22 protein-coding genes and 1 tRNA gene are annotated in these 20,140 nt (G+C 70.2%); 7 read left to right on the forward strand and 16 right to left on the reverse strand.

Annotated features, from left to right (window positions below):
- Window positions 1-2: 2 nt before the first annotated feature.
- From ACUP6Y_RS20720 to ACUP6Y_RS20735, 4 genes are all read right to left on the reverse strand, one after another.
- A complete protein-coding gene (locus ACUP6Y_RS20720) occupies window positions 3-458 on the reverse strand; it encodes a hypothetical protein (protein WP_462552800.1) in 456 nt (151 codons plus the stop codon).
- Between the two features lie 154 nt (window positions 459-612).
- Complete coding sequence (locus ACUP6Y_RS20725) at window positions 613-2,133, reverse strand: hypothetical protein (RefSeq protein WP_462552801.1); 1,521 nt, start codon at window positions 2,131-2,133, stop codon at window positions 613-615.
- Complete coding sequence (locus ACUP6Y_RS20730) at window positions 2,118-2,669, reverse strand: hypothetical protein (protein WP_462552802.1); 552 nt, start codon at window positions 2,667-2,669, stop codon at window positions 2,118-2,120. The genes ACUP6Y_RS20725 and ACUP6Y_RS20730 overlap by 16 nt, the downstream gene beginning before the upstream one ends.
- Window positions 2,670-2,868: 199 nt before the next feature.
- Window positions 2,869-4,734 carry an acyl-CoA dehydrogenase gene (locus tag ACUP6Y_RS20735; RefSeq protein WP_462552803.1) on the reverse strand — a complete coding sequence of 622 codons (1,866 nt, stop codon included), beginning with the start codon at window positions 4,732-4,734 and terminating at the stop codon, window positions 2,869-2,871.
- Window positions 4,735-4,924: 190 nt separating this feature from the next.
- On the opposite strand from ACUP6Y_RS20735, the gene ACUP6Y_RS20740 reads away from it, so the two are divergent.
- Window positions 4,925-5,383: an RrF2 family transcriptional regulator gene (locus ACUP6Y_RS20740; RefSeq protein WP_462552804.1), complete on the forward strand. Its 459-nt coding sequence runs from the start codon at window positions 4,925-4,927 to the stop codon at window positions 5,381-5,383.
- A 128-nt stretch (window positions 5,384-5,511) separates the two neighbouring features.
- Here ACUP6Y_RS20740 and ACUP6Y_RS20745 read toward each other — a convergent pair whose 3' ends face one another.
- On the reverse strand, window positions 5,512-6,174 hold the full coding sequence (locus tag ACUP6Y_RS20745; protein ID WP_462552805.1) for a hypothetical protein: 663 nt from the start codon (window positions 6,172-6,174) through the stop codon (window positions 5,512-5,514).
- Between the two features lie 126 nt (window positions 6,175-6,300).
- On the opposite strand from ACUP6Y_RS20745, the gene ACUP6Y_RS20750 reads away from it, so the two are divergent.
- Together ACUP6Y_RS20750 and ACUP6Y_RS20755 are read left to right on the forward strand one after the other, a co-directional pair.
- Window positions 6,301-6,753: a nuclear transport factor 2 family protein gene (locus tag ACUP6Y_RS20750; RefSeq protein ID WP_462552806.1), complete on the forward strand. Its 453-nt coding sequence runs from the start codon at window positions 6,301-6,303 to the stop codon at window positions 6,751-6,753.
- A 46-nt stretch (window positions 6,754-6,799) separates the two neighbouring features.
- Window positions 6,800-7,288: an FBP domain-containing protein gene (locus ACUP6Y_RS20755; protein WP_462552807.1), complete on the forward strand. Its 489-nt coding sequence runs from the start codon at window positions 6,800-6,802 to the stop codon at window positions 7,286-7,288.
- A 6-nt stretch (window positions 7,289-7,294) separates the two neighbouring features.
- Here the strand turns inward: ACUP6Y_RS20755 and ACUP6Y_RS20760 are convergent, their stop codons facing one another.
- Window positions 7,295-7,927 (reverse strand): DUF2461 domain-containing protein, encoded by a 633-nt coding sequence (locus ACUP6Y_RS20760; RefSeq protein WP_462552808.1) that lies wholly within the window; start codon window positions 7,925-7,927, stop codon window positions 7,295-7,297.
- Window position 7,928: 1 nt separating this feature from the next.
- Window positions 7,929-8,114 (reverse strand): hypothetical protein, encoded by a 186-nt coding sequence (locus tag ACUP6Y_RS20765; RefSeq protein WP_462552810.1) that lies wholly within the window; start codon window positions 8,112-8,114, stop codon window positions 7,929-7,931.
- A gap of 35 nt (window positions 8,115-8,149) precedes the next feature.
- Between ACUP6Y_RS20765 and ACUP6Y_RS20770 the strand changes: the two genes are divergently transcribed.
- Entirely contained in the window at window positions 8,150-8,380 is a 231-nt protein-coding gene (locus tag ACUP6Y_RS20770) for a hypothetical protein (protein ID WP_462552812.1), read from the forward strand.
- 27 nt (window positions 8,381-8,407) lie between these two features.
- Here ACUP6Y_RS20770 and ACUP6Y_RS20775 read toward each other — a convergent pair.
- A tRNA-Gly gene (locus tag ACUP6Y_RS20775) sits at window positions 8,408-8,483 on the reverse strand.
- 30 nt (window positions 8,484-8,513) lie between these two features.
- On the reverse strand, window positions 8,514-9,287 hold the full coding sequence (locus tag ACUP6Y_RS20780) for an SGNH/GDSL hydrolase family protein (protein WP_462552813.1): 774 nt from the start codon (window positions 9,285-9,287) through the stop codon (window positions 8,514-8,516).
- Between the two features lie 64 nt (window positions 9,288-9,351).
- On the opposite strand from ACUP6Y_RS20780, the gene dcd reads away from it, so the two are divergent.
- Both dcd and ACUP6Y_RS20790 read left to right on the forward strand, forming a co-directional pair.
- A complete protein-coding gene (gene dcd / locus ACUP6Y_RS20785; RefSeq protein ID WP_462552814.1) occupies window positions 9,352-9,927 on the forward strand; it encodes a dCTP deaminase in 576 nt (191 codons plus the stop codon).
- Between the two features lie 51 nt (window positions 9,928-9,978).
- Window positions 9,979-10,968 carry a siderophore-interacting protein gene (locus tag ACUP6Y_RS20790; protein ID WP_462552816.1) on the forward strand — a complete coding sequence of 330 codons (990 nt, stop codon included), beginning with the start codon at window positions 9,979-9,981 and terminating at the stop codon, window positions 10,966-10,968.
- Between the two features lie 105 nt (window positions 10,969-11,073).
- Here ACUP6Y_RS20790 and dmpG read toward each other — a convergent pair whose 3' ends face one another.
- Genes dmpG through ACUP6Y_RS20805 form a run of 3 tightly spaced genes read right to left on the reverse strand, consistent with a single transcriptional unit; the run spans window position 11,074 to window position 13,876 of the window.
- Complete coding sequence (dmpG, locus tag ACUP6Y_RS20795) at window positions 11,074-12,105, reverse strand: 4-hydroxy-2-oxovalerate aldolase (protein ID WP_462552817.1); 1,032 nt, start codon at window positions 12,103-12,105, stop codon at window positions 11,074-11,076.
- On the reverse strand, window positions 12,102-13,049 hold the full coding sequence (locus ACUP6Y_RS20800) for an acetaldehyde dehydrogenase (acetylating) (protein ID WP_462552818.1): 948 nt from the start codon (window positions 13,047-13,049) through the stop codon (window positions 12,102-12,104). Before ACUP6Y_RS20800 ends, dmpG begins: the two co-directional genes overlap by 4 nt.
- Complete coding sequence (locus ACUP6Y_RS20805; protein ID WP_462552819.1) at window positions 13,046-13,876, reverse strand: 2-keto-4-pentenoate hydratase; 831 nt, start codon at window positions 13,874-13,876, stop codon at window positions 13,046-13,048. Before ACUP6Y_RS20805 ends, ACUP6Y_RS20800 begins: the two co-directional genes overlap by 4 nt.
- Before the next feature lie 68 nt (window positions 13,877-13,944).
- Between ACUP6Y_RS20805 and ACUP6Y_RS20810 the strand changes: the two genes are divergently transcribed.
- The gene (locus ACUP6Y_RS20810; RefSeq protein WP_462552820.1) at window positions 13,945-14,700 is read left to right on the forward strand and encodes an IclR family transcriptional regulator; all 756 of its coding nucleotides are present in this window, start codon (window positions 13,945-13,947) and stop codon (window positions 14,698-14,700) included.
- A 7-nt stretch (window positions 14,701-14,707) separates the two neighbouring features.
- On the opposite strand, the gene ACUP6Y_RS20815 is transcribed toward ACUP6Y_RS20810, so the two are convergent.
- The 4 genes from ACUP6Y_RS20815 to ACUP6Y_RS20830 all read right to left on the reverse strand — a co-directional run bounded on the left by ACUP6Y_RS20815 (window position 14,708) and on the right by ACUP6Y_RS20830 (window position 20,053).
- Window positions 14,708-16,774: a CocE/NonD family hydrolase gene (locus ACUP6Y_RS20815; protein WP_462552821.1), complete on the reverse strand. Its 2,067-nt coding sequence runs from the start codon at window positions 16,772-16,774 to the stop codon at window positions 14,708-14,710.
- Between the two features lie 89 nt (window positions 16,775-16,863).
- Window positions 16,864-17,700, reverse strand: coding sequence for a DUF4097 family beta strand repeat-containing protein (locus tag ACUP6Y_RS20820; protein WP_462552822.1), 837 nt, complete (start codon window positions 17,698-17,700; stop codon window positions 16,864-16,866).
- Between the two features lie 23 nt (window positions 17,701-17,723).
- Window positions 17,724-18,236 carry a toxin-antitoxin system HicB family antitoxin gene (locus ACUP6Y_RS20825; protein WP_462552824.1) on the reverse strand — a complete coding sequence of 171 codons (513 nt, stop codon included), beginning with the start codon at window positions 18,234-18,236 and terminating at the stop codon, window positions 17,724-17,726.
- Between the two features lie 173 nt (window positions 18,237-18,409).
- Window positions 18,410-20,053, reverse strand: a complete 1,644-nt coding sequence (locus ACUP6Y_RS20830) for an AMP-binding protein (protein WP_462552825.1) — start codon at window positions 20,051-20,053, stop codon at window positions 18,410-18,412.
- Between the last annotated feature and the right edge of the window lie 87 nt (window positions 20,054-20,140).

The following is a 20,140-nucleotide window of genomic DNA, read 5'->3' on the forward strand; positions in this document are numbered from 1 at the left end:
CCCTACGCCAACTCGAAGGAGCCGTCGATCACAACGACGCTCCCGTCTTCGACAAGCCCGGAACAGCCGACGACGTCACCGACCCAGAGATCGGTGTCCTCAACTGCGGACCTGACTTCCTTCTCGGCGAGGGCAAGATCGGCGGAGGTCGCACCCGTCATCGAGAACGAGCAGCCATGACCTGTCCGGACCTCGACGACGATCGATCGGAGCTCGACGCGCCCCTGACCGCCGGACAACCCATCGTCATCGGCAACCACCTGCCAACCACCGCTTTGCGTGACCTCGACGGGCGAGCCGAAGGGATCTGAACAGCCCGTCCAGGTCGAGCCGGTCACCCAACCGACCTGCATCTTTCCGTCGGGAGTGAGGTCGCCCATCTCGAGCTCGTAGGACATCACCACCGTGTCGCAATATCCGAAGATCGAGCTGTCTCCGTACCAGTCCAGGATCGTCATCGAGATATCCGTGCTCTCACTGACGCCGGTGGGGTGCTCAACCGCCGTCGGCGTCCCCGTCGCCTCGGCAGGGCCGAGTCCCAGAAGGACCGCGCCGACACCTGCCGCGGCGATGACCCGGGAACGTCGACACCGTGCCGCCAAGCCGACCATGTCAGTTCACCACGCAGTCTGTCGTGGGCGCGTCGCCGGAGGGGAATGCTCTGATCATGTGCTCCGACGGCAGAGGAGGGGCCAGATTAGGAAATCCACGGTTGTGGAACCTGTACAGGCAACCGCCGACGAACGTAGACGGGTCACTGGTGTCGGCGCTCTTCTCCCAGAGGACCTCGGTATCAGGAGCCTTGTCGAAGATGCCGCTGACGAAGACATTGCCTTCATGATCCGCATCGAAGGCGTAGGAGTAGGTAATTGCCGGGGCGTCCACCATGCCGAGGAGACGACACAGAGGGTTGGGCGCATCGACCTTGACCAGGCGCCATGCGCTCTCCGCATCCGACCAGGCATCCTCCAGCGTGATGTCACGCGTACCGACATTCGCTTCCTTGATCAGGACCTTGTCCTCGTCATAGGCATGCGACGTGCCAACGCCCCGATAGAGCCAATCGTCGTAGATCTCCGCATTCAGGTCCGACCCACTGCCCGAGAGGTCCCACGAGCTGCCAACCCGGCTCGAGATCCGCGAACGCGGCATCCCGGTCGCCGTGAACGCCTCGTCCGCCGGTTCGTCCGCATAGTCCCGATCGTCGCCGCCGTAATAAGCGATGTCGCTACCCCAGCCGCAAACGCTCGAGTCCACATAGTCCTCACCGATGAACGAGTTCCACTCCACGAACCGGGCAACCTCCGGCCCAGCGTTGTTGAGTTGTCCGGCCACAGCCCGAGAGCTCACGAACCCTGGGTCAGGCTCCAACTCGATACGGCCGACCTGACGACCGAGCAGGTTCTCGTCGTATCGCGGCACTTCAAACCCGTAGGTGAACCCATCGCGTTGGTCGCCCCGAACCTCGTCTCCCCCGCCCCGAACCTCGGCAAGCCCGTCGTGACGAATGGTGTAGCCCCGCGTTGCATCGACCCGCCCGGGATCGAAGTAGTAGCGTCCAGCATCGCTAGTCAGCTGCGCTCCATCACGCATGATCGACCACCCTCTGCGTCCTTGACCATCCCAGACGATCTCGACCCCGTCCTTCGACATCACCCACTGCACCGCGAGCTGACTGCCCCAGCCCCGCAGGTTCCCGATGACAGCCACATCGATGATCTGACCGCCGTCATCGGTCAGATAGACGACCACTTCCTTCTTCGCCAGGTAACTGGAGTCGTCGGCGGCGAACTCCAGCACACCGGGGTCGATAGGTGTTGGCTTTCCGAACAACCGCTCTCCGGAGTCCCATCGCGAGATGTAGGCATGGTCCGGAATGACGACCTGTGCGCCCCCGTCCCTCGTCCAGGTCAGCCCCAGCACACCCGTCGGCCCCTGCCATGCGGGCGCGGGATCCGACGCATCGGGACTCGAGCTCGCCGAATCCGACGGCCCGGCCGAGCCCGGCGCCCCTTGCTCGCCCTGCAAGTCGGGCTCCCGGCTCACACCGATCAGCACCGCTGTCAACAGAGCCCCGGCGACCACCACGACGAGGAGTCGTCGGGCGCCGATGCGCCTCACCCACGTCGCCACGGCGACACCTCCGTCCCGGCGAAGCCGGCCAGCCACAGCGCCCCGACCGCTCCACTCGCGCCGCTGAGACGAGGAACGGCCCCGGCAACGGCGAGAGCACACGCCTCCACGACGCCCTCGCGCGCACGCCCCTCCATCTCACCGAGCGCCGCCTGTCGCAAGGTCGCGCGAGCACGATCCACGGCGGTCAGATCGACATGCTCCCGCCACCAACCGAGACCGCGTCGAACGGCGTCCCGCCGGTCCGGATCGAGTGACTCGAACCGGACGCGCAAGCCGGGGAGCACCTCATCCGGAGACACGGCGGCAAGACCACCGTCCGCGAGAGCCGCGGGATAGCTCCTCACGAGCCGGACCAGACTGACGAGCAGGGTCGCTTCGCGCCGGTTGAGGACGGCAAGGTCCACCCTAACGCCAGGGCAGGGCCCGGTCAGCGTCAAACCGAGCAGGCCGACAGCACCGGCCAGCACGCCCCTCCTCGTGGTGGTGGCGCAGCTCGCCGCGACGTCGTCGCGCTCCAACTGCGGTGCGGCCAACGGTGCCACCTCCTCGCTCCTTCTCGCAGGGCTGGTGAGCGACGCTAGGTCGTGGCACAAGACATGACGAGGGAGAAGCGACGAGAAGCGGAACTTCTCGCCGGACGTTGTATCGCAGGTGACAATTCACGGACCGCCACGTACGACGACGGCCGCCCCGGTTGCCCGGAGCGGCCGTCGTGTGCGCGTCAGCGGTGGATCAGAACGCGGCCTCGTCGAGCTCCATCACGTCCAGGCCGGTGGCCTGGGCGATCCGCAGCTCGGCGGACACGCGCGGCAGGTTGAGCTGCGCGAACCACTGGGCCGCAGCGACCTTCCCCTCGTAGTAGGCCTGGTCGCTGCCGGCGTCGCCACCGAGCTTCTCCAGCGCGACCTCGGCACCGCGCAGCAGCAGCCAGGCGCAGACCACGTCACCGAGCGCCATCAGCAGACGCGTGGTGTTGAGACCGACCTTGTAGATGTTCTTGATCTCGTCCTGGGCGGACATGAGGTCGTTGATCATCAGGCTGACCATGGCCTCGGCGTCGGCGAGAGCGGTCGCGAGCAGCTCGCGCTCGTTCTTGAGCCGCCCGTTGCCCGCGCCAGACTCGATGAACGCCTTGATCTCGCCCGCGATGTGGCCCAGCGCCTTGCCCTGGTCCTTGACGATCTTGCGGAAGAAGAAGTCCTGGCCCTGGATCGCGGTGGTGCCCTCGTAGAGGGTGTCGATCTTGGCATCGCGCACGTACTGCTCGATCGGGTACTCCTGCAGGAAGCCGGACCCACCGAAGGTCTGCAGCGACTCGGTGCCGAGCAGCACCCACGAGCGCTCCGAGCCGTAGCCCTTGACGATCGGGAGCAGCAGGTCGTTGACGGCCTCGGCGAGCTCGTTGCGCTCACCGGTGGCCTTGGCGAGCTGGACCTGGTCCTGCCAGGTGGCGGTGTAGACGACCAGGGAGCGCATCGCCTCGGCGAACGACTTCTGGGTCATCAGCGAGCGGCGTACGTCGGGGTGGTGGGTGATCGTCACCCGCGGCGCCGCCTTGTCGGCGGACTGGGTGAGGTCGGCACCCTGGACCCGCTCCTTGGCGTACTCGAGCGCGTTGAGGTAGCCGGTCGACAGGGTCGCGATCGCCTTGGTGCCGACCATCATCCGGGCGTTCTCGATGACGTCGAACATCTGCCGGATGCCGTCGTGGACCTCGCCGAGCAGCCAGCCCTGGGCGGGCTCGCCTCCGCCGACCTGCGGGTCGCCGAAGGTGAGCTCGCAGGTGTTGGACACCTTGATGCCCATCTTGTGCTCGACGTTGGTGACGTAGACGCCGTTGCGCTCGCCGGTCAGCTCACCGCTCTGGTGGTCGAAGTGGTACTTCGGCACGAGGAACAGGCTCAGGCCCTTGGTGCCGGGACCGCCCACGCCCTCGACGCCCTTCGGGCGGGCGAGGACGAGGTGCATGATGTTCTCCTGCAGGTCCGACTCGGCGCTGGTGATGAAGCGCTTGACGCCGGAGATGTTCCAGGAGCCGTCCTCGTTGGGGGTGGCGAAGGTCTTGCCGGCGCCCACGTCGGAGCCCGCGTCGGGCTCGGTCAGCACCATGGTCGCGCCCCACAGGCGCTCCACCATGATCTCGGCGATCCGCACGTCGCGCGCGACGCCGTTGGCGTTCTTGAAGACGACCGAGCCCATCGAGGGTCCGGTGCAGTACATCCAGATCGGCGCATGCGCGCCGAGCACCATCTCGGCACTGCCCCAGACCAGCGACGGGGGCGCGATCGTGCCGCCGATCTCCTCGGGCAGGCCCAGCCCCCAGAAGCCGGACTCCATCCAGGTGTCGTAGGACTTCTTGAACGACGCCGGCAGCGGCGCGGTGTTCGTCTTGGGGTCGAACACCGGCGGGTTGCGGTCGGAGTCGACGAAGGAGGCCGCGAGGTCCTCGCGGGCGATGCGCTCGACCTCGGAGAGGATCTCGCGCGCGGTGTCGGCGTCCATCTCCTCGTAGAGGCCGGTGCCGAGGTAGTCCTGCACCTTGAAGAGCTCGAAGAGGTTGAACTCGATGTCGCGCAGGTTGCTCTTGTAGTGACTCACAGTTCCCACCGTTTCCAGTTCCAGGGATTCGCGGAGTGGCTTCGTCGTACGTCATGAGTACGGCTACTCACCAGTAACTTCATGATACGGGGGGTGCTAGCTGCGGGCAAGCACGGGGTCGGCGTCCTCGCTCACACCGAACTGCCCCTAGGTCGACTGAATCGATCGAGCAATCTGACAGACTGGGCCCATGCGCGTCTCCGCCAAGTCCGACTACGCACTGCGGGCCCTGATCGCCATGGCGAGCAGGTCCGACGGGCGAGCCGTGAGCGCGGAGGAGCTCGGACGCCTCCAGGACATCCCCCACGGCTTCCTCCAGGCGATCCTCGCCGACCTGCGCCGCTCCGGGATCGTGATGTCCCAGCGCGGACAGTCCGGCGGCTGGCGGATGGCCCGCGAGGCCACGGCGGTCTCCGTCGCCGACGTCATCCGCGCCGTCGACGGCCCGCTCGTCTCCGTCTACGGCCTGCGCCCCGAGGCAGTCAACTACAACGACGCCGCCGAGGTGCTCCAGCACGTGTGGATCGCCGCCCGGCGCGCCCTGCGCGAGGTGTTCGAGGACGTCTCGATCCAGCAGCTCGCCGACGGTCAGCTGCCCGATGCCGTCACCAGCCGTACGGCCGACGACGACGCCTGGGCGCCGCACTGAGAGTCGGCCGCTGCGGCTGCTGGTTTCCCAAGGGATGCAGGAGTCCCCACGCTTCCCAAGCCAAATCTGAACAGGGAAGTGCAGACATGGCTGCATCCCTTGGGAAACCTGCAGCCCCCGCCACCCCCTCAGGCAGCCAACCTCTTCTTGAGCTTGCGCCGCTTGCGGTCCAACTCCTCGAGCCGCACCTCCAGCGACGCGTTGCGTCGAGCCAGCCGCTCGACCTCCCGCAGCGCCTCGGGGAGGGTCTGGAGCGTGGCGGAGGCAGTAGGAACAGCAGAGAGGCCGAGGGACGCCGTACCGAAACCGACGAGCTTGCCGAACGCCTTCCAGACCTGGGCCGGCTCGAGCCCGTCGGTCTCGAGGACGTGGAGCCGCTCGGGCTTGCGGCAGGCGGCCTGCCACCGGGCGAGGGCCGTGGTCTCGTCGTCGAGGCCGGTGGTGAGCACGACGTGGACCTGGTAGCCGGCGAGCGCGTCGACGAGGAGGGCGACCTGCTCGGGAGTGGCGGCCGCGAGGAGGGACTGGCTGAAGGCGACGTCGCAGCGGGTCTTGCGGGCGCGGCGGACCAGGCGGCACCACTGGCCCTCGACGTCGGCGCGCTTGAGACCCCAGTCCTTGTGGGAGCGGGTCATCTCGACGGCGGCACGGAAGCTCTCGGCGCCCGACTGGGCGAGGGAGGCGACGCCGAGCTCGACGAGTGCCGCATGGTGGTGAGCGAGGGCGGGCTCGATCATGTCGCCGGCGCCCGGCATGCCCACGTGGATCCAGGCCTTCTGCTTCTTCGCCATACTCGCACGCTGACAGGCGCCGGTGAGCGCTCCGTGAACGTCCGGCGACCGGAAGCGGTCGCACCGTCGGTGATCGAGAGACCCTCGGGACTAGAACACGTTCTAGATTCGCCCTACGATGGCCGCATGATCACCTCCGACGCGATCGTCTGGAACGCCCCCAACGACCCGCACCCGGCCCGCGCCGCGTCCCAGCGGTCGTACTCCGCCGTGGCCAAGGGCGACCTGGCCGAGTGGCTGACGGTGTACGCCGAGGACGCGGTGCTCGAGGACCCGGTCGGGCCGTCGATGTTCGACCCCGAGGGCACCGGCCACCACGGGCACGCCGGCATCTCGGCGTTCTGGGAGAAGGCGATCGCACCGATCGCGACCTTCGAGTTCCGGATCGACGACTCGTTCGCCAACCCGGGCAGCAACACCTGCGCCAACATCGGGCGGATCAAGACGTCCTTCGCCGACGGCTCGCACACGACGACCGACCTGATCATGGTCTACGTCGTCGACGACGACGGCCGCGTGAAGTCGATGAAGGCGTTCTGGGAACCGGACCGCACCATGGCGAGCTTCACCTCCGCCTGACGCTGCAGAGGTCAATGGGTGGCGGCGGTTCGTAGGGTGGATCGACGTGGAGTCCCTCACCGAGCAACAGATCCGCGCGTCCTTCGTGAACTGCTCGAAGGGCGAGGCCAAGCGGCTCAACGTCCCGCGGCAGCTCGCCGACCAGCCGTGGGACGACCTCGACCTCCTGGGCTGGCGCGACCCGCAGTCGCGCACCCGGGCCTACCTCGTGGCCGAGCGCGACGGGGCGCCGTACGGCGTGGTGCTGCGGGCCTCCGACGGCGGCCGCGGCGTACCCCGCAAGAACCTCTGCACGCTCTGCCTCACCCCCCACTCCGCCGGCGGCGTGGTGCTGCTCGTCGCGCCGCGCGCCGGCAAGGCGGGGCAGAACGGCGACTCGGTCGGCACCTACGTCTGCGCCGACCTGCAGTGCTCGCTGTACGTGCGCGGCAAGCGGACCACCGACGCCGGCAAGCTGCCCGAGTCGCTCAGCGTGGAGCAGAAGGTCGAGCGGCTGCGCACCAACCTGGCCGCTTTCCTCGGGCGGGTCGGCTGACCCGGGTCAGGCGCTGGTCGCGTCCGCGATCCAGTTGACCAGCGGCCGCAGCCGCCGCCAGTCCGCCCGCACCCGGTCGAGCAGCTCGGCCGTATGCACGAACGGCTCGAAGCCGTACGACCGCATGCCCAGCACGGTCTTCATCCGCAGCAGCTCGATCCGCGGGTGCTCCTTGTCGTAGCCGCGCGGCACCGTCTTGAGCCGCTCGCCCGCCACCTCGAACCCGCCCTTCTCCAGGCCGCGCAGGATCCGCTGCAGCGCCTTGCCCGTCTTGTCGTCGGCCATCGCCTCGCGCAGCGCCGCCAACCGCCCCCCGCCGGCCTCGTAGATCCCACCGCCGACCCGCACGCCGGGCGCCGCCACCTCGACGTACCAACCCGTCGCCGGCCCCACCCCGACGAACGCGCCCTGATGGGTCTTGTAGGGGGTCTTGTCCTTGGCGAAGCGCACGTCGCGGTAGGGCCGGAACACCTTGGCGGCACCGAACTCCTGGCCGAGCGCGTCGGTCAGCGCCACCATCGGCGCCTTGACGCTCTCGACGTAGACCTCCTTGTGGGCCTCCCAGAAGGACTTGGTGTTGTCGACCTCGAGGTCGTCGTAGAAGTCGAGGGCGGCGACGGGGAATCCGGTGAAGTCCACGTCAGGAGGGTACGACCGGCTGCTCGACCAGGGCGCGCGGGACCGGCACGTTCCAGCGCAGCGTCAGGCCGATCCCGTAGCCCGCCCAGCCACTGCCGGCCACGGTCAGCACGGCCGCGGTCACCGGGCCGCCCCGGCGCCGGGGACGCGGGGTGAAGGTGAAGGGTGGGGGCTCCACAGGCACCATGGACCCATTCAACCGCCCCACCCGGAGGAGAGACCATGGCCAAGAAGCGCTGGAAGGACCTGAGCCCCCGAACCCGCCGGATCATCCTGGTCACCGGCATCATCGACGGCGCGCTCAAGACGGCCGCGCTGGCCGACCTGCGCCGGCGTGAGGACAGCGAGGTGAACGGCTCGAAGAAGAGGTGGACGCTCGCGCTGACCTTCGTGAACTCCGCCGGGGTGCTGCCGGTGGTGTACTTCGTGCGGGGGCGGCGCACCGCGGGCTGAGCCCGCTGGGCTCGCGCCGGCTGAGAATGGAGCGGACGACGAGGTTCGAACTCGCGACATTCAGCTTGGGAAGCTGACGCTCTACCAACTGAGCTACGTCCGCACGCCCCGGCGAACCGGAGCGTGGAGGATGTTACCCGATGGGTCGGAAGGTGCTGTGCTTCGGCTCCACCCCGTCGCCCGAGGAGCGCCCGGTGACCCGCCGCTGCACCCAAGGGGCGAGGTGCGTGCGGGCCCAGGCCAGGTTGGCCGCGCGCTGCTCACGGACGCTCAGGACGGGCGCCGGCGCCGGCGGGATCGGTCGCAGCTCGTGGGCGACGCCGAGCGCGTCGAGGGCGGCGATGGCGATGGTCTGATGGCCGACCGCGTTGAGGTGCAGTCGATCCTCGTCCATCACCTCGGCGACCTTCCAGCCGCGCATCCGCCACATGTCGACCAGCGTGGCGTCGTGCTTCTCCGCGATCTCGCGGACCCACTCGTTGAAGATCGCGGTCCGGCCGCGGATCACCTTGATCACGCCGTTGAGGCCGGGGTCGGCGATCGTGAACATGACGACGTGCGCCCCGCTGGCCGCGAGCCGGCCGATCGCGGCGTCGTACGTCGCCGCGAGGGCGTCGATGTCGACCTTGGGCCGCAGCACGTCGTTGCCGCCGCCGTGGATGCTGACCAGGTCCGGGCCGAGCGCGATCGCGGCGTCGACCTGCTCGTCGATGATCGCCGGCAGCTTGCGGCCGCGGATGGCGAGGTTGGCGTAGCCGAAGTCCGCGCCCTGGGCCGCGGCAGCCACGGCGAGGGCCTCCGCGGTCCGGTCCGCCCATCCCCGCAGGCCGTTGGGACGCGCCGGGTCGGGGTCACCGACCCCTTCGGTGAACGAGTCGCCCAGGGCGACGTACTTGCGGTAGGTCATCCGATCATTGTGCGCCCGTGATCGGGACCACTCGCGAGCAGGTGGGGCCGGTAGGGTGCGGGACGTGCTGCTCAGCGACAGGGACATCACTGCCGAGATCGACGCCGGCCGGATCGGCCTGGACCCCTACGACCCGGGGCTGATGCAGCCGTCGTCGGTGGACTTCCGCCTGGACCGGTTCTTCCGGGTCTTCGACAACCACAAGTACCCGTCGATCGACCCGGCCGCCGACCAGTCCGACCTCACCCGCGTGGTAGAGCCGGAGGGAGACGAGCCGTTCATCCTGCACCCGGGCGAGTTCGTGCTCGGGTCGACGTACGAGGTCGTCTCCCTGCCCGACGACATCGCCGCCCGGGTCGAGGGCAAGTCGTCGCTGGGCCGGCTCGGCCTGCTCACCCACGCGACCGCCGGCTTCGTGGACCCCGGGTTCTCCGGGCACGTGACGCTCGAGCTCGCCAACGTCGCCACGCTGCCGATCAAGCTGTACCCGGGCATGAAGATCGGACAGTTCTGCTTCTTCCGGCTCTCCTCGCCCAGCGAGCACCCGTACGGCTCGGAGAAGTACGGCTCGCGGTACCAGGGGCAGCGGGGTCCGACGCCGTCGCGCTCGTTCCAGAGCTTCCACCGCACTCGGATCTGACTGCGAACCCGGTTCTCCGGGGATTCATGCAGGTTAGGTTAGCCTGACCTCATGACCACCGACCAGAACGAGTACGTCGCCACCCTCCCTCTGCTCCTGACCAAGCTCGAGGTCGTGCGGGCGGAGCGGGTGTCGCCGTCGTTCGTACGGATCGAGCTGGGGGGTGCGGCGCTGGCCGAGCTGGGTCCGGACGGGCCGGTGTACGACCAGCGGATCAAGCTGATCTTCCCGAACGCGAAGGGCGGGCTGCCGTCGTTCGCCGACGCCGACGAGTCCTGGTGGACCACCTGGATGGAGATCCCCGAGGACGAGCGCGGGTCGATGCGGACCTACACGATCCGCGACCGGGTGGGTGAGGGCACCGAGACCCGGCTGGTGGTCGACATCGTGGTCCACGAGGCGGACGAGAGCCATGACCAGGACCTGCTCGACGGCGCCGGCAACCGCTGGGCGCTCCAGGCCGCGCCCGGCCAGCGCCTGGTCGCGATGGCGCCGCGCGCGGGCCACGAGTTCGGCGGCATCGAGTGGTCGCCGGGCGACGCGAGCCGGCTGCTGCTGGTGGGTGACGAGACCGCCGTACCCGCGATCCGGGGCGTGCTGCGCGACCTGCCGGCCGACGCGACCGGGGCGGCGTACGTCGAGGTGCCGGTCGACGCCGACATCCAGGAGCTCGTCTCCCCCGCAGGCGTCCAGGTCACCTGGCTGCCTCGCAACGGCGGCCCCCGTGGCGTGGCGCTGCACGCCGCGGTCATCGACCACCTGACCGGCACCGCCCCCACCGAGGCGATCGTGGTGAGCGACGACGAGATCGACCCCGACCTGTGGGAGACGCCGGTGCACTCCTCGTCGGGCGAGGAGGTCGGCACGGCGACGGCGGTCCCGACCGGGGACACGCCACACGCCGGGCTCTATGCGTGGATCGCCGGCGAGTCCAAGGTCGTGACCGGCCTGCGCCGCAAGCTGGTCAACGACCTCGGACTGGACCGCCGCCAGGTCGCGTTCATGGGCTACTGGCGCGAGGGCGTCTCCCTGCGCTCCTGACCGACCCGTCGCAAACTGACTCCCCGAAGACGCCGACCCGGCGCGAAAGTGACACTTTTGCGCCGGGTCGGCGTCGTTCCAAAGGCCAGTTTGCGCCGGGTCGCGCTAGACCAGAGCGGCCTCCCGCTCGGCGACGATGGTCAGCGCGATGTCGACGATCATGTCCTCCTGCCCACCGACCAGGCCGCGGCGGCCACACTCCATGAGGATGTCGCGGACGTCGACGCCGTACTGCTCGGCGGCGCGCTCGGCGTGTCGGAGGAACGAGGAGTACACGCCGGCGTAGCCGAGGGTCAGCGTCTCGCGGTCGACCCGGACCGGGCGGTCCTGGAGCGGGCGGACGATGTCGTCGGCGGCGTCTTGGAGCTTGAAGACGTCGCAGCCGTGCTCGAAGCCCATCAGGTCGGCGACCGCGATGAACGGCTCGATCGGGCAGTTGCCGGCGCCGGCGCCATGGCCGGCGAGGGAGGCGTCGACCCGGTAGACCCCGTTCTGGACGGCGACCACCGAGTTGGCGACCGAGAGCGAGAGGTTCTCGTGGGCGTGGATGCCGATCTCGGTCTCCGGGTTCAGCACCGAGCGGTACGCGCGCACGCGGGCCACGACGTCGTCCATGGTCAGCCGGCCGCCGGAGTCGGTGATGTAGACGCAGTGGGCGCCGTACGACTCCATCAGCTTGGCCTGCTGGGCGAGCTGCTCCGGCGGCGCCATGTGCGAGAGCATGAGGAAGCCGGAGACGTCCATGCCGAGCTCGCGGGCGGCCGCGATGTGCTGGGCGGAGACGTCGGCCTCGGTGCAGTGGGTGGCGATCCGCACCGAGCGGACACCGAGGTCGTAGGCACGCTTCAGCTCGTGGACGGTGCCGACGCCGGGGAGCAGCAGGGTGGTCAGGCGCGCGTTCTTGAGCACCGACGCGGCGGCCTCCAGCCACTCCCAGTCGGTGTGCGAGCCGGGCCCGTAGTTGACCGAGCCGCCGGCGAGACCGTCGCCGTGGGCGACCTCGAGCGCGTCCACGCCGGCCTCGTCGAGGGCGACGACGATCCGCTTGACGTCGGCGGGCGAGATCCGGTGCCGGATCGCGTGCATGCCGTCGCGCAGGGTGACGTCCTGGACGAAGATCTTGGTCTTCTCGCTCACAGTGCGCTCTCCTTCGCCGCAGCGATCCGCTCGGCGACCTGCAGGCCGGCCGAAGTCATGATGTCGAGGTTGCCGGCGTACGCCGGGAGGTAGTGGCCGGCGCCGGTGACCTGGAGGAACACCGACACCTGGTGGGTCGGCCGCCCCGCGCCGTCGACCAGCAGCGTCTCCACCGGCTGGTCGGCGGGGATCTCGGCGATCTGGACCTTCTGGACCAGCCGGTAGCCGGGGACGTACGCCGCCACGTCGGCGACCATCTTCTCCACGCTCGCGCGGATCTCGTCATGCACGGCCGGGTCGGGCGCATGGACAAGGGCGAAGACGGTGTCGCGCATCATCAGCGGCGGCTCGGCCGGGTTGAGGATGATCACGGCCTTGCCGCACTTGGCACCGCCCACCGCGGCGATCGCGCCGGAGGTGGTCTCGGTGAACTCGTCGATGTTGGCGCGGGTGCCCGGGCCGGCGGACTTCGAGGAGATCGAGGCGACGATCTCGGCGTACTCCACCGGGACGACGCGGGAGATCGCGGCCACGATCGGGATGGTGGCCTGGCCGCCGCAGGTGACCATGTTGAGGTTGGGCGCGTCGAGGTGCTCGTCGATGTTGACCGCCGGGACGACGTACGGGCCGATCGCGGCCGGCGTGAGGTCGATCAGCCGCTTGCCGAACGGGCGCAGCAACGCGTCGTTGTGGAGGTGCGCCTTGGCCGAGGTGGCGTCGAAGACGATCTCGATGTCCTCGAAGCCGGGCAGGGCGATCAGGCCCTCGACCCCCTCGTGGGTGGTCGCGACGCCGAGGTCGCGGGCCCGGGCCAGGCCGTCGGACTCCGGGTCGATGCCGACCAGGGCGCCCATCTCGACATGCTGGGCGGTCTGCAGGATCTTGATCATCAAGTCGGTGCCGATGTTGCCGGAACCGATGATGGCCACCTTGGTCTTGCTCACGCTTCCTCCTGGTCAGCGAAGTGGACGGAGACCTCACCGAGGCCGGTGATGGTCACCCGGACGTCGGCGCCCGGCGCGGCCGGACGCATCGGGCCGAGGGCGCCGGAGAGGATGACCTGGCCGGCCCGCAGCGGCTCGCCGAGGTCGCGGGCCTGGCGGGCCAGCCACTGCACCGCGAGCAGCGGGTCGCCGAGGCAACCGGCGCCGGTGCCGGTCGAGTCGTCCTGGCCGGTGACCGTCATCCGCATCTCGACCTCGCGCGGGGTGAACTCCGCGAGCGTCCGCCGCTCGGTCCCGAGGACGTACGCGCCGGACGAGGCGTTGTCGGCGACGGTGTCGGCGAAGGAGATGTCCCAGTCGGCGATCCGGCTGTCGCAGATCTCGATCGCGGCCACCGCGTAGTCGACCGCGGCCGCGACCTGGTCCAGGTCGAGGTCGCCCTCGGCGAGGTCCTCCTTGAGCACGAAGGCGATCTCCCCCTCGACCTTGGGCTGCAGCAGGTCGCCGACGGGCACGGCCGAGCCGGCGTCGTAGGCCATGTCCGCGAAGAGCACGCCCAGGTCCGGCTGGTCGACGCCGAGCTGCTCCTGCACGGCCTTCGAGGTCAGGCCGGCCTTGCGGCCGACGATCCGCGCGCCGGCGTCGACCCGGGCCTGGTTGAGCCGCTGCTGGACGGCGTAGGCGAGCCGGATGTCGGTGGCGCCGACCAGCTCACGGATCGGGGCGCACGGGACGCCGGTCTCGAGGGCGTTCCGCAGCCGCTCGGCGGCAGCCCTGACAGCGGAGGCCGCGGCATCGGTGTCGACAGCGTCGAGGGTGGGGTTCATGGTCCCACTGTCCCGGTCCTCGACCGCGGCCACCATGGCCGCGTTCCACTCACCGGTACGCTGTGGACGTGGACGACCTGGACACCGTTCTCGGCAAGGCGGTCGCGCTGCTGCGCGCCTTCGGCCCCGAGGACCGGCTGCTCCCCCTCGCCGAGCTGGTACGACGCACCGGTCTCCCCAAAGGCAGCGCCCATCGGGTCGCCGGCGACCTAGTCCACCACCGGCTGCTGGAGAAGACCGAGCACGGCTACCGGCTGGCGGGCGGGCTGTTCGAGCTCGGCATGCGCGCCGCCACCGAACGCACCCTGCTCGAGGTCGCGATGCCCTTCCTGCAGGACCTCTACGAGCGCACCCACGAGACCGTCCACCTCGGTGTCCGCGACGGCACCGAGATCGTCTACGTCGCCAAGATCGGCGGCCACCGCCAGGCCCGCAGCCCCTCGCGCGCCGGCGGCCGGATGCCGATGCACTGCACGGCGCTGGGCAAGGTCCTGCTCGCGCATGCCGAGCCGTCCGTGCGGGCGGCCGTGCTGGCCGGGCCCCTCGCCCGTCGTACGCCGCACACGGTCGTGGCTCCCGGCCTGCTGGAGCAGCAGCTGGAGCGCGCTGTGGAGACCGGGCTGGCCTTCGAGCGCGAGGAGTCGACGCCGGGTCTGCTGTGCGTGGCCGCACCGGTGCTCGACACCGACGGCGCGAGCGCGCTGGCCGCGATCAGCGTGACCGGTCCGGTCGGCCGGTTCCGCCCGGACGCCCACCAGAACGCCGTCCGGGCGGCGGCCACGGCGCTCGCGAGCACCCTGGCCCGCCGCCCGGGCGGGTGGTAGCGCTAGCTCAGCGCACGGCCATGGTCAGCACCGACGGGTACTGCGGTCCGGTGTGGACGGTGACCGGCACCAGCTGACCGACCAGGTCGGTGGCCGGCGAGAGCAGGTGCGGCACGTCGAACGCCTGGACCGCGATCCGCAGCCGGTGCCCCTGCGCGATCACGGCGCCGGTCGGGAAGATCTCGACGTCGACCGGCGCGATCTCGCCGGCCGGCAGGCTCACCTTCGCCTCGCGGGTGAACGGGTGGTAGGGCTGGAGCAGCTCTCCGTCGAGGTAGCGCGAGCGGCTCTCGTCGAGCTTGCGGTGCGCGATGGTCTGCCAGCCGCCGCTGATCCGGGTGACCGTTCCGTCGGGTGCGACGTCCTCGACCGCCACCGACAGCATCCCGTCACCACTCGGGGTCGAGACGTAGAGCCGCGCGTTGAGCGGGCCCTGGAAGCGCACGTCGGCGTCCTGGGGCGCGGTGTCGAAGGTGACGCCGCCGAGGTCGTTGAGGCTGTTGTCCTGGAAGCAGGGCAGGTCCTCGAGCAGCACGTTCGGCAGGCCGGCGGTCCACTGGTTGGCCGAGCGGGTACACAGCCCGGTGACCGGGATCGGCGGGACGATCGCGGACCCGGCGGCCGCCACACCCGTGGTCAGGGCACCGGCTTTGCCGCCCACCGACGCGGATCCCGAGAGCCGGTAGCTGCGCGCGGACAGGTCGCTGTCGATCCACCTCGCCTTGCGCACCCACGAGCCGGAGCCCTGCTCGTAGTAGGTCAGCGGCGCGATCTGGTCGAGCTGACCGTCGATGCCGTTCAGGTACTGGTCGAACCAGCGCAGCTGCAGCTCGGCGAGCGAGCCGTAGCCGGCCCTGCCGACCTCGGCGCCGGCCGAGCCCTGCAGGTGGTCCCACGGACCGAGGATGAGCTTGGCCGGGATGCCGCGCTGCTGGAGCCGCTCGAAGACGAGCGGGGTGCCGCGCTGGAACAGGTCGAACTCGCCACCGACCAGGAAGGTCGGGACGGTGACCTCGTCGAGCACCTCGATCGGCGAGCGCTCGCGGTAGAACGGCCCGTCGTACGCCGGATCCCCGCCGAGCAGCGCCTGGGTCGCCAGCGGCAGGGTGAAGGTGAGCCCGCCCATCAGGTGGTCGAGCGCCATCTGGAGGCCGGCCTGCGGATCCTCGAGGCCGTACGCCGGCGGGATCACCCCGGTCGCGGTGACCAGGCCGAGCCACAGCGGGATGAACCCGACGTCGATCTGACCGCCGGAGGCGACGACGTCGCGGTACACGTCGGCCGCCGGCACCTGCGGGAAGATCGCCTTGAGGCCCTTGGGCTGCCGGGCCGCGGCGAAGAGCTGCGAGATGCCCATGTACGACGCGCCGGTCATGGCGACCTTGCCGTTGCTCCACGGCTGCGAGGCCGCCCACTCGACGATCGCGCCGGCGTCCTTGCCCTCGCGGGCGCTGAACGCGGCCCACTGGCCCTGGGAGCCGCCGGTGCCGCGGGCGTCGACCGTGAGCTGGGCGTAGCCGCGCTCGACCAGGTAGCCCGGATCGGCGCCGGCAAGGGTGGCGCCCGCGCCGGCGGAGAGCACCGTCTTGTTGTAGGCGGTGATGGTGACGATGACCGGCAGCGGCGCGGTGACCGGCTGACCGTCGGCACCGGCCGGTCGCTGCAGGTCGCCGCGCAGGACCACGCCGTCGTCCATCGTGATCGGGATGTCCGTGGTGGTGACGGTGGCGTCGTACTGGGCCGGACGCGGGGTCCAGGGGGTGGCCGCGGGGGCGGCGCCGGGGGAGCCGCCGGGGGCGGTGCCGGGGGCGGTGCCAGTGGCGGCCGGCGCCTGCTTCGCCTTGCCGCACTTCCTCTTGTGCTTCTTGCCCTTGTGCTTCTTCGCCTTCTTGCACTTCTTCGGCTTCTGCGCGACGGGCACGCTCGCCGTGGCCCGCTGGGCCGCGGCCGCGGTCCGGGCCGAGGTCGTGTCCGCGCCGGCCGCGTCACCGGCGAACGGGAGCACGACGGTGGCGGCGAGGCCGGTGCTGAGCAGCGCGGCCACCAGGCGGCGGCGCAGGACGTGGTCGTTCATGGGTCATCCCCTCCCGTGGCGTACTCACGGGTAACGAGCCACCTGTGGCGTCGGTCACGCTCGGATGCCGCCCACCCGCGGCGGCACGGTCAGGCAGGGACCAGCGAGATGTCGCCGGAGACCGTGGTGGCGCGCAGCTCGACGTGGTCGGCGCCCGGCTCCGGCCGGCCGACCGGCGACAGGGTCGAGCTGACCCGGCCGGTGACGGTGGTGAGATCGGTCCAGACCGGCGTACCTGCGGGGATTCCGACGTGGACCCGGGTCGAGGCGCCCTTGACGAGGATCCGACCGCGGCGCGCCGTACGGACGACGACGTCGCCGGACCCGGTCTTGCTGGTCAGGTCGGCCGCACACTCGCCCACCTCGAGGTCGCCGGAGCCGGTCTTCACGACGGCCGTGCCAAGCGCTTGGCCGAGACAGACGTCGCCGGAGCCGGTCGAGACCGACGCGACGTGGGCGACCCGGCCGAGGTCGACCGCGCCGGAGCCGGTACGGACCCGAACGTCGCCGTCCACCTCGGCGACGCTGACGTCACCGGAGCCGGTGTCGACGACGACGGTCGTGGCCTGGTCGAGGACGACGTCGCCCGAGCCGCTCTTGACCCGGGCGGTCATCAGCCGGCCGCCGGCCGTGACGCTCGCATTGCCGCTGCGGGCGATCAGGTCACTGTCGGACGGGACGACGACCTCGATGTCGAGCTCGTCGGCACGCCCGAAGATGCCATTGCGAGGCTTCGGGGCGTGGACGCCGATCCGGCGGCCGTCCTGGGTCACCCGCACCTCGGCCGCGCGAGCGCCGGTGACGGTGATGTCGGTCGTGGCCTGCTCGGCCACCTGGACGACGATCCGGCCACGGCCGTTCTCGACGTGGAGGCGGACCGGGCCGGGGGTCTCGAGGACCTGGCGGAGGGGTTCGTGGGTGGACATGGTCTCTCCTGGGATCGGTGCGGTCACAGCCAGCCGGTGAGCCGGCGATTGCTGCCGAAAGGTGCGCTGGACAGGTCGGCGTCGACGTGGAGCGCACGCCCGCCGGTGGCGCCGCGGATCAGGGTCACCAGCCAGGTGTTGAGCGACTGGCCGGCCTGGGCCGCGGCCTCGTCGGCGCGGGTCTTGAGCGACTCGGGCAGCCGCAGGCTGACCCGCGCCTGCCCCTCGTCCTCGGCAGGCATCTCGGCCGGGACCGGCCCGGTCATCTGCTGCGGCTGCGTGGGGCCGTCCGGCTCGCCCGGCGTCACGACGAAGTCGAGATCGCGGCCGTCGAGTCGGACGTCGACCCCGCCGCTCGACATCGCCGCGGTGATCTCCGCGGCTGCCTGGCTGATCGCCTCCATCACCGCGAGCCGGACCGCGGGATCCAGCGCGTAGCCCAGCCGCTCGGCCGCCTCCCGCACCTCCGCCCCCGCGCTGTCGGCAGCGGCGAGAAGGTCGCGGCGCAGGCTATCGACGTACGGGGTGATGTCCACAGACGTCATTGTGACGTCACTATGACGTCAATGTCAAGGAACTATGGCGTCACCCGCGACCCGGCGCAAAGCGGCTCCTGAAATCCGCTGACCCGGCGCAAAGCGAACGCATCTCGCGGTTCGCTTTGCGCCGGGTCGGCGCGGATCGGGAGTCGGCTTGCGCCGGGTCGGCGTCAGGCCAGACCGAGGATCTCCGTGGACCTCTCTCGCATCTCGATCTTGCGGATCTTGCCGGTGACGGTCATCGGGAACTCGTCGACGAGCAGGACATAGCGCGGGATCTTGTAGTGGGCGAGCCTGCCGGTCGCGAACGCGCGCACCCCGTCGGCGTCGAGCGGCTCGGCGCCGGCGCGCAGGCGGACCCAGGCGCACAGCTCCTCGCCGTACTTCTCGTCGGGGACGCCGACCACCTGGACGTCCTCGACGTCGGGGTGGGTGTAGAGGAACTCCTCGATCTCGCGCGGGTAGATGTTCTCACCCCCGCGGATCACCATGTCCTTGATCCGGCCGACGATGTTGGCGTACCCGTCCTCGCGCATGACCGCCAGGTCGCCGGTGTGCATCCAGCCGTCGGCGTCGATCGCCTCGGCGGTCTTGGCGTCGCCCTCCTCCTGACCCAGCGGCCAGTAGCCGAGCATCACGGAGTACCCGCGGGTGCAGAACTCCCCCGGCTCCCCGCGCGGCACGGTCTCCCCCGTCACCGGGTCGACGATCCGGATCTCGACGTGGGGCGCGGCCCGGCCGATGGTCGACGTACGACGGTCGAGGTCGTCGTCGGCCCGGGTCTGGCAGCTGACCGGGCTGGTCTCGGTCATCCCGTAGGCGATCGACACCTCCGCCATGTGCATGTCGTTGATGCAGCGCTTCATCACCTCGACCGGGCAGATCGAGCCGGCCATGATGCCGGTGCGCAGGGTGGCGAGGTCGAAGCCGGCGAAGTCGGGCGCGTTCTGCATCGCGATGAACATCGTCGGGACGCCGTACAGCGCGGTGCAGCGCTCGTCCTGGACCGTCTTCAGCGTGACCACCGGATCGAACCCCGGGGCCGGGATGACCATGGTGGCACCGTGGCTGACGCAGCCAAGGTTGGCCATCACCATCCCGAAGCAGTGGTAGAAGGGCACCGGGATGCACAGCCGGTCCTGCTCGCCGAACCCGATCAGCTCGGTCACGAAGTAGCCGTTGTTGAGGATGTTGCGGTGGCTGAGCGTCGCGCCCTTCGGGAAGCCGGTCGTGCCGCTCGTGTACTGGATGTTGATCGGGTCGTCGGGGCTCAGCTCCGCCTGGCGCTCGGCCAGCGCGTCGGCGGACAGGTCCGCGCCGGCGGCCACCAGGCGCTGCCAGTCGTCGCTGTCGACGTACAGCGTCTGCTCGAGGCCGGGCACCTCGCCCTGGGCGGTGACCTCCTCGACCATGCCGCGGTAGTCGCTGGTCTTGAAGCCGGTCGCGGCCAGCAGCAGGCGCAGGCCGGACTGGTTGACGGCGTACGCGAACTCGTGGGTGCGGTACGACGGGTTGACGTTGACCAGGATCGCGCCCACCTTGGCCGCGGCGAACTGGATGATCGTCCACTCCGCGCAGTTCGGTGCCCACATCCCGACCCGGTCGCCCTTCGCGATCCCGAGCCCGATCAGCCCGCGTGCCGCCTCGTCGACCGCGTCGTCGAACTCGCGCCAGGTCCACCGGCGCCCGCTCGCCACCTCCACCAGAGCCTCCCGATCGGGCCACCGGGCGACCGTGCGCTCGAGGTTGGCGCCGATGGTCTCGTCGAGGAGGGGGGTGGTGGTCTCGCCAGCGGCGTACGACAGCTCCGTCATGGGTCCATGGTGACCCTCAGGTGAGCACGGTCACACCCCTCGAAAGGAGGGGTGCTGCGCTGCTGCATCCGCGGTGACGGATGGGGC

The sequence above is a fragment of the Nocardioides sp. S5-5 genome (assembly GCF_054954065.1).

Excerpts from the sequence above, each read along its gene's own strand:
- ACUP6Y_RS20720 (WP_462552800.1), bottom strand. The coding sequence starts at position 458 with ATGACGATCCTGGACTGGTACGGAGACAGCTCGATCTTCGGATATTGC.
- ACUP6Y_RS20740 (WP_462552804.1), top strand. The coding sequence starts at position 4,925 with ATGCGCGTCTCCGCCAAGTCCGACTACGCACTGCGGGCCCTGATCGCC.
- ACUP6Y_RS20745 (WP_462552805.1), bottom strand. The coding sequence starts at position 6,174 with ATGGCGAAGAAGCAGAAGGCCTGGATCCACGTGGGCATGCCGGGCGCC.
- ACUP6Y_RS20750 (WP_462552806.1), top strand. The coding sequence starts at position 6,301 with ATGATCACCTCCGACGCGATCGTCTGGAACGCCCCCAACGACCCGCAC.
- ACUP6Y_RS20765 (WP_462552810.1), bottom strand. The coding sequence starts at position 8,114 with ATGGTGCCTGTGGAGCCCCCACCCTTCACCTTCACCCCGCGTCCCCGG.
- ACUP6Y_RS20770 (WP_462552812.1), top strand. The coding sequence starts at position 8,150 with ATGGCCAAGAAGCGCTGGAAGGACCTGAGCCCCCGAACCCGCCGGATC.
- ACUP6Y_RS20780 (WP_462552813.1), bottom strand. The coding sequence starts at position 9,287 with ATGACCTACCGCAAGTACGTCGCCCTGGGCGACTCGTTCACCGAAGGG.
- ACUP6Y_RS20790 (WP_462552816.1), top strand. The coding sequence starts at position 9,979 with ATGACCACCGACCAGAACGAGTACGTCGCCACCCTCCCTCTGCTCCTG.
- ACUP6Y_RS20805 (WP_462552819.1), bottom strand. The coding sequence starts at position 13,876 with ATGAACCCCACCCTCGACGCTGTCGACACCGATGCCGCGGCCTCCGCT.
- ACUP6Y_RS20815 (WP_462552821.1), bottom strand. The coding sequence starts at position 16,774 with ATGAACGACCACGTCCTGCGCCGCCGCCTGGTGGCCGCGCTGCTCAGC.
- ACUP6Y_RS20820 (WP_462552822.1), bottom strand. The coding sequence starts at position 17,700 with ATGTCCACCCACGAACCCCTCCGCCAGGTCCTCGAGACCCCCGGCCCG.
- ACUP6Y_RS20830 (WP_462552825.1), bottom strand. The coding sequence starts at position 20,053 with ATGACGGAGCTGTCGTACGCCGCTGGCGAGACCACCACCCCCCTCCTC.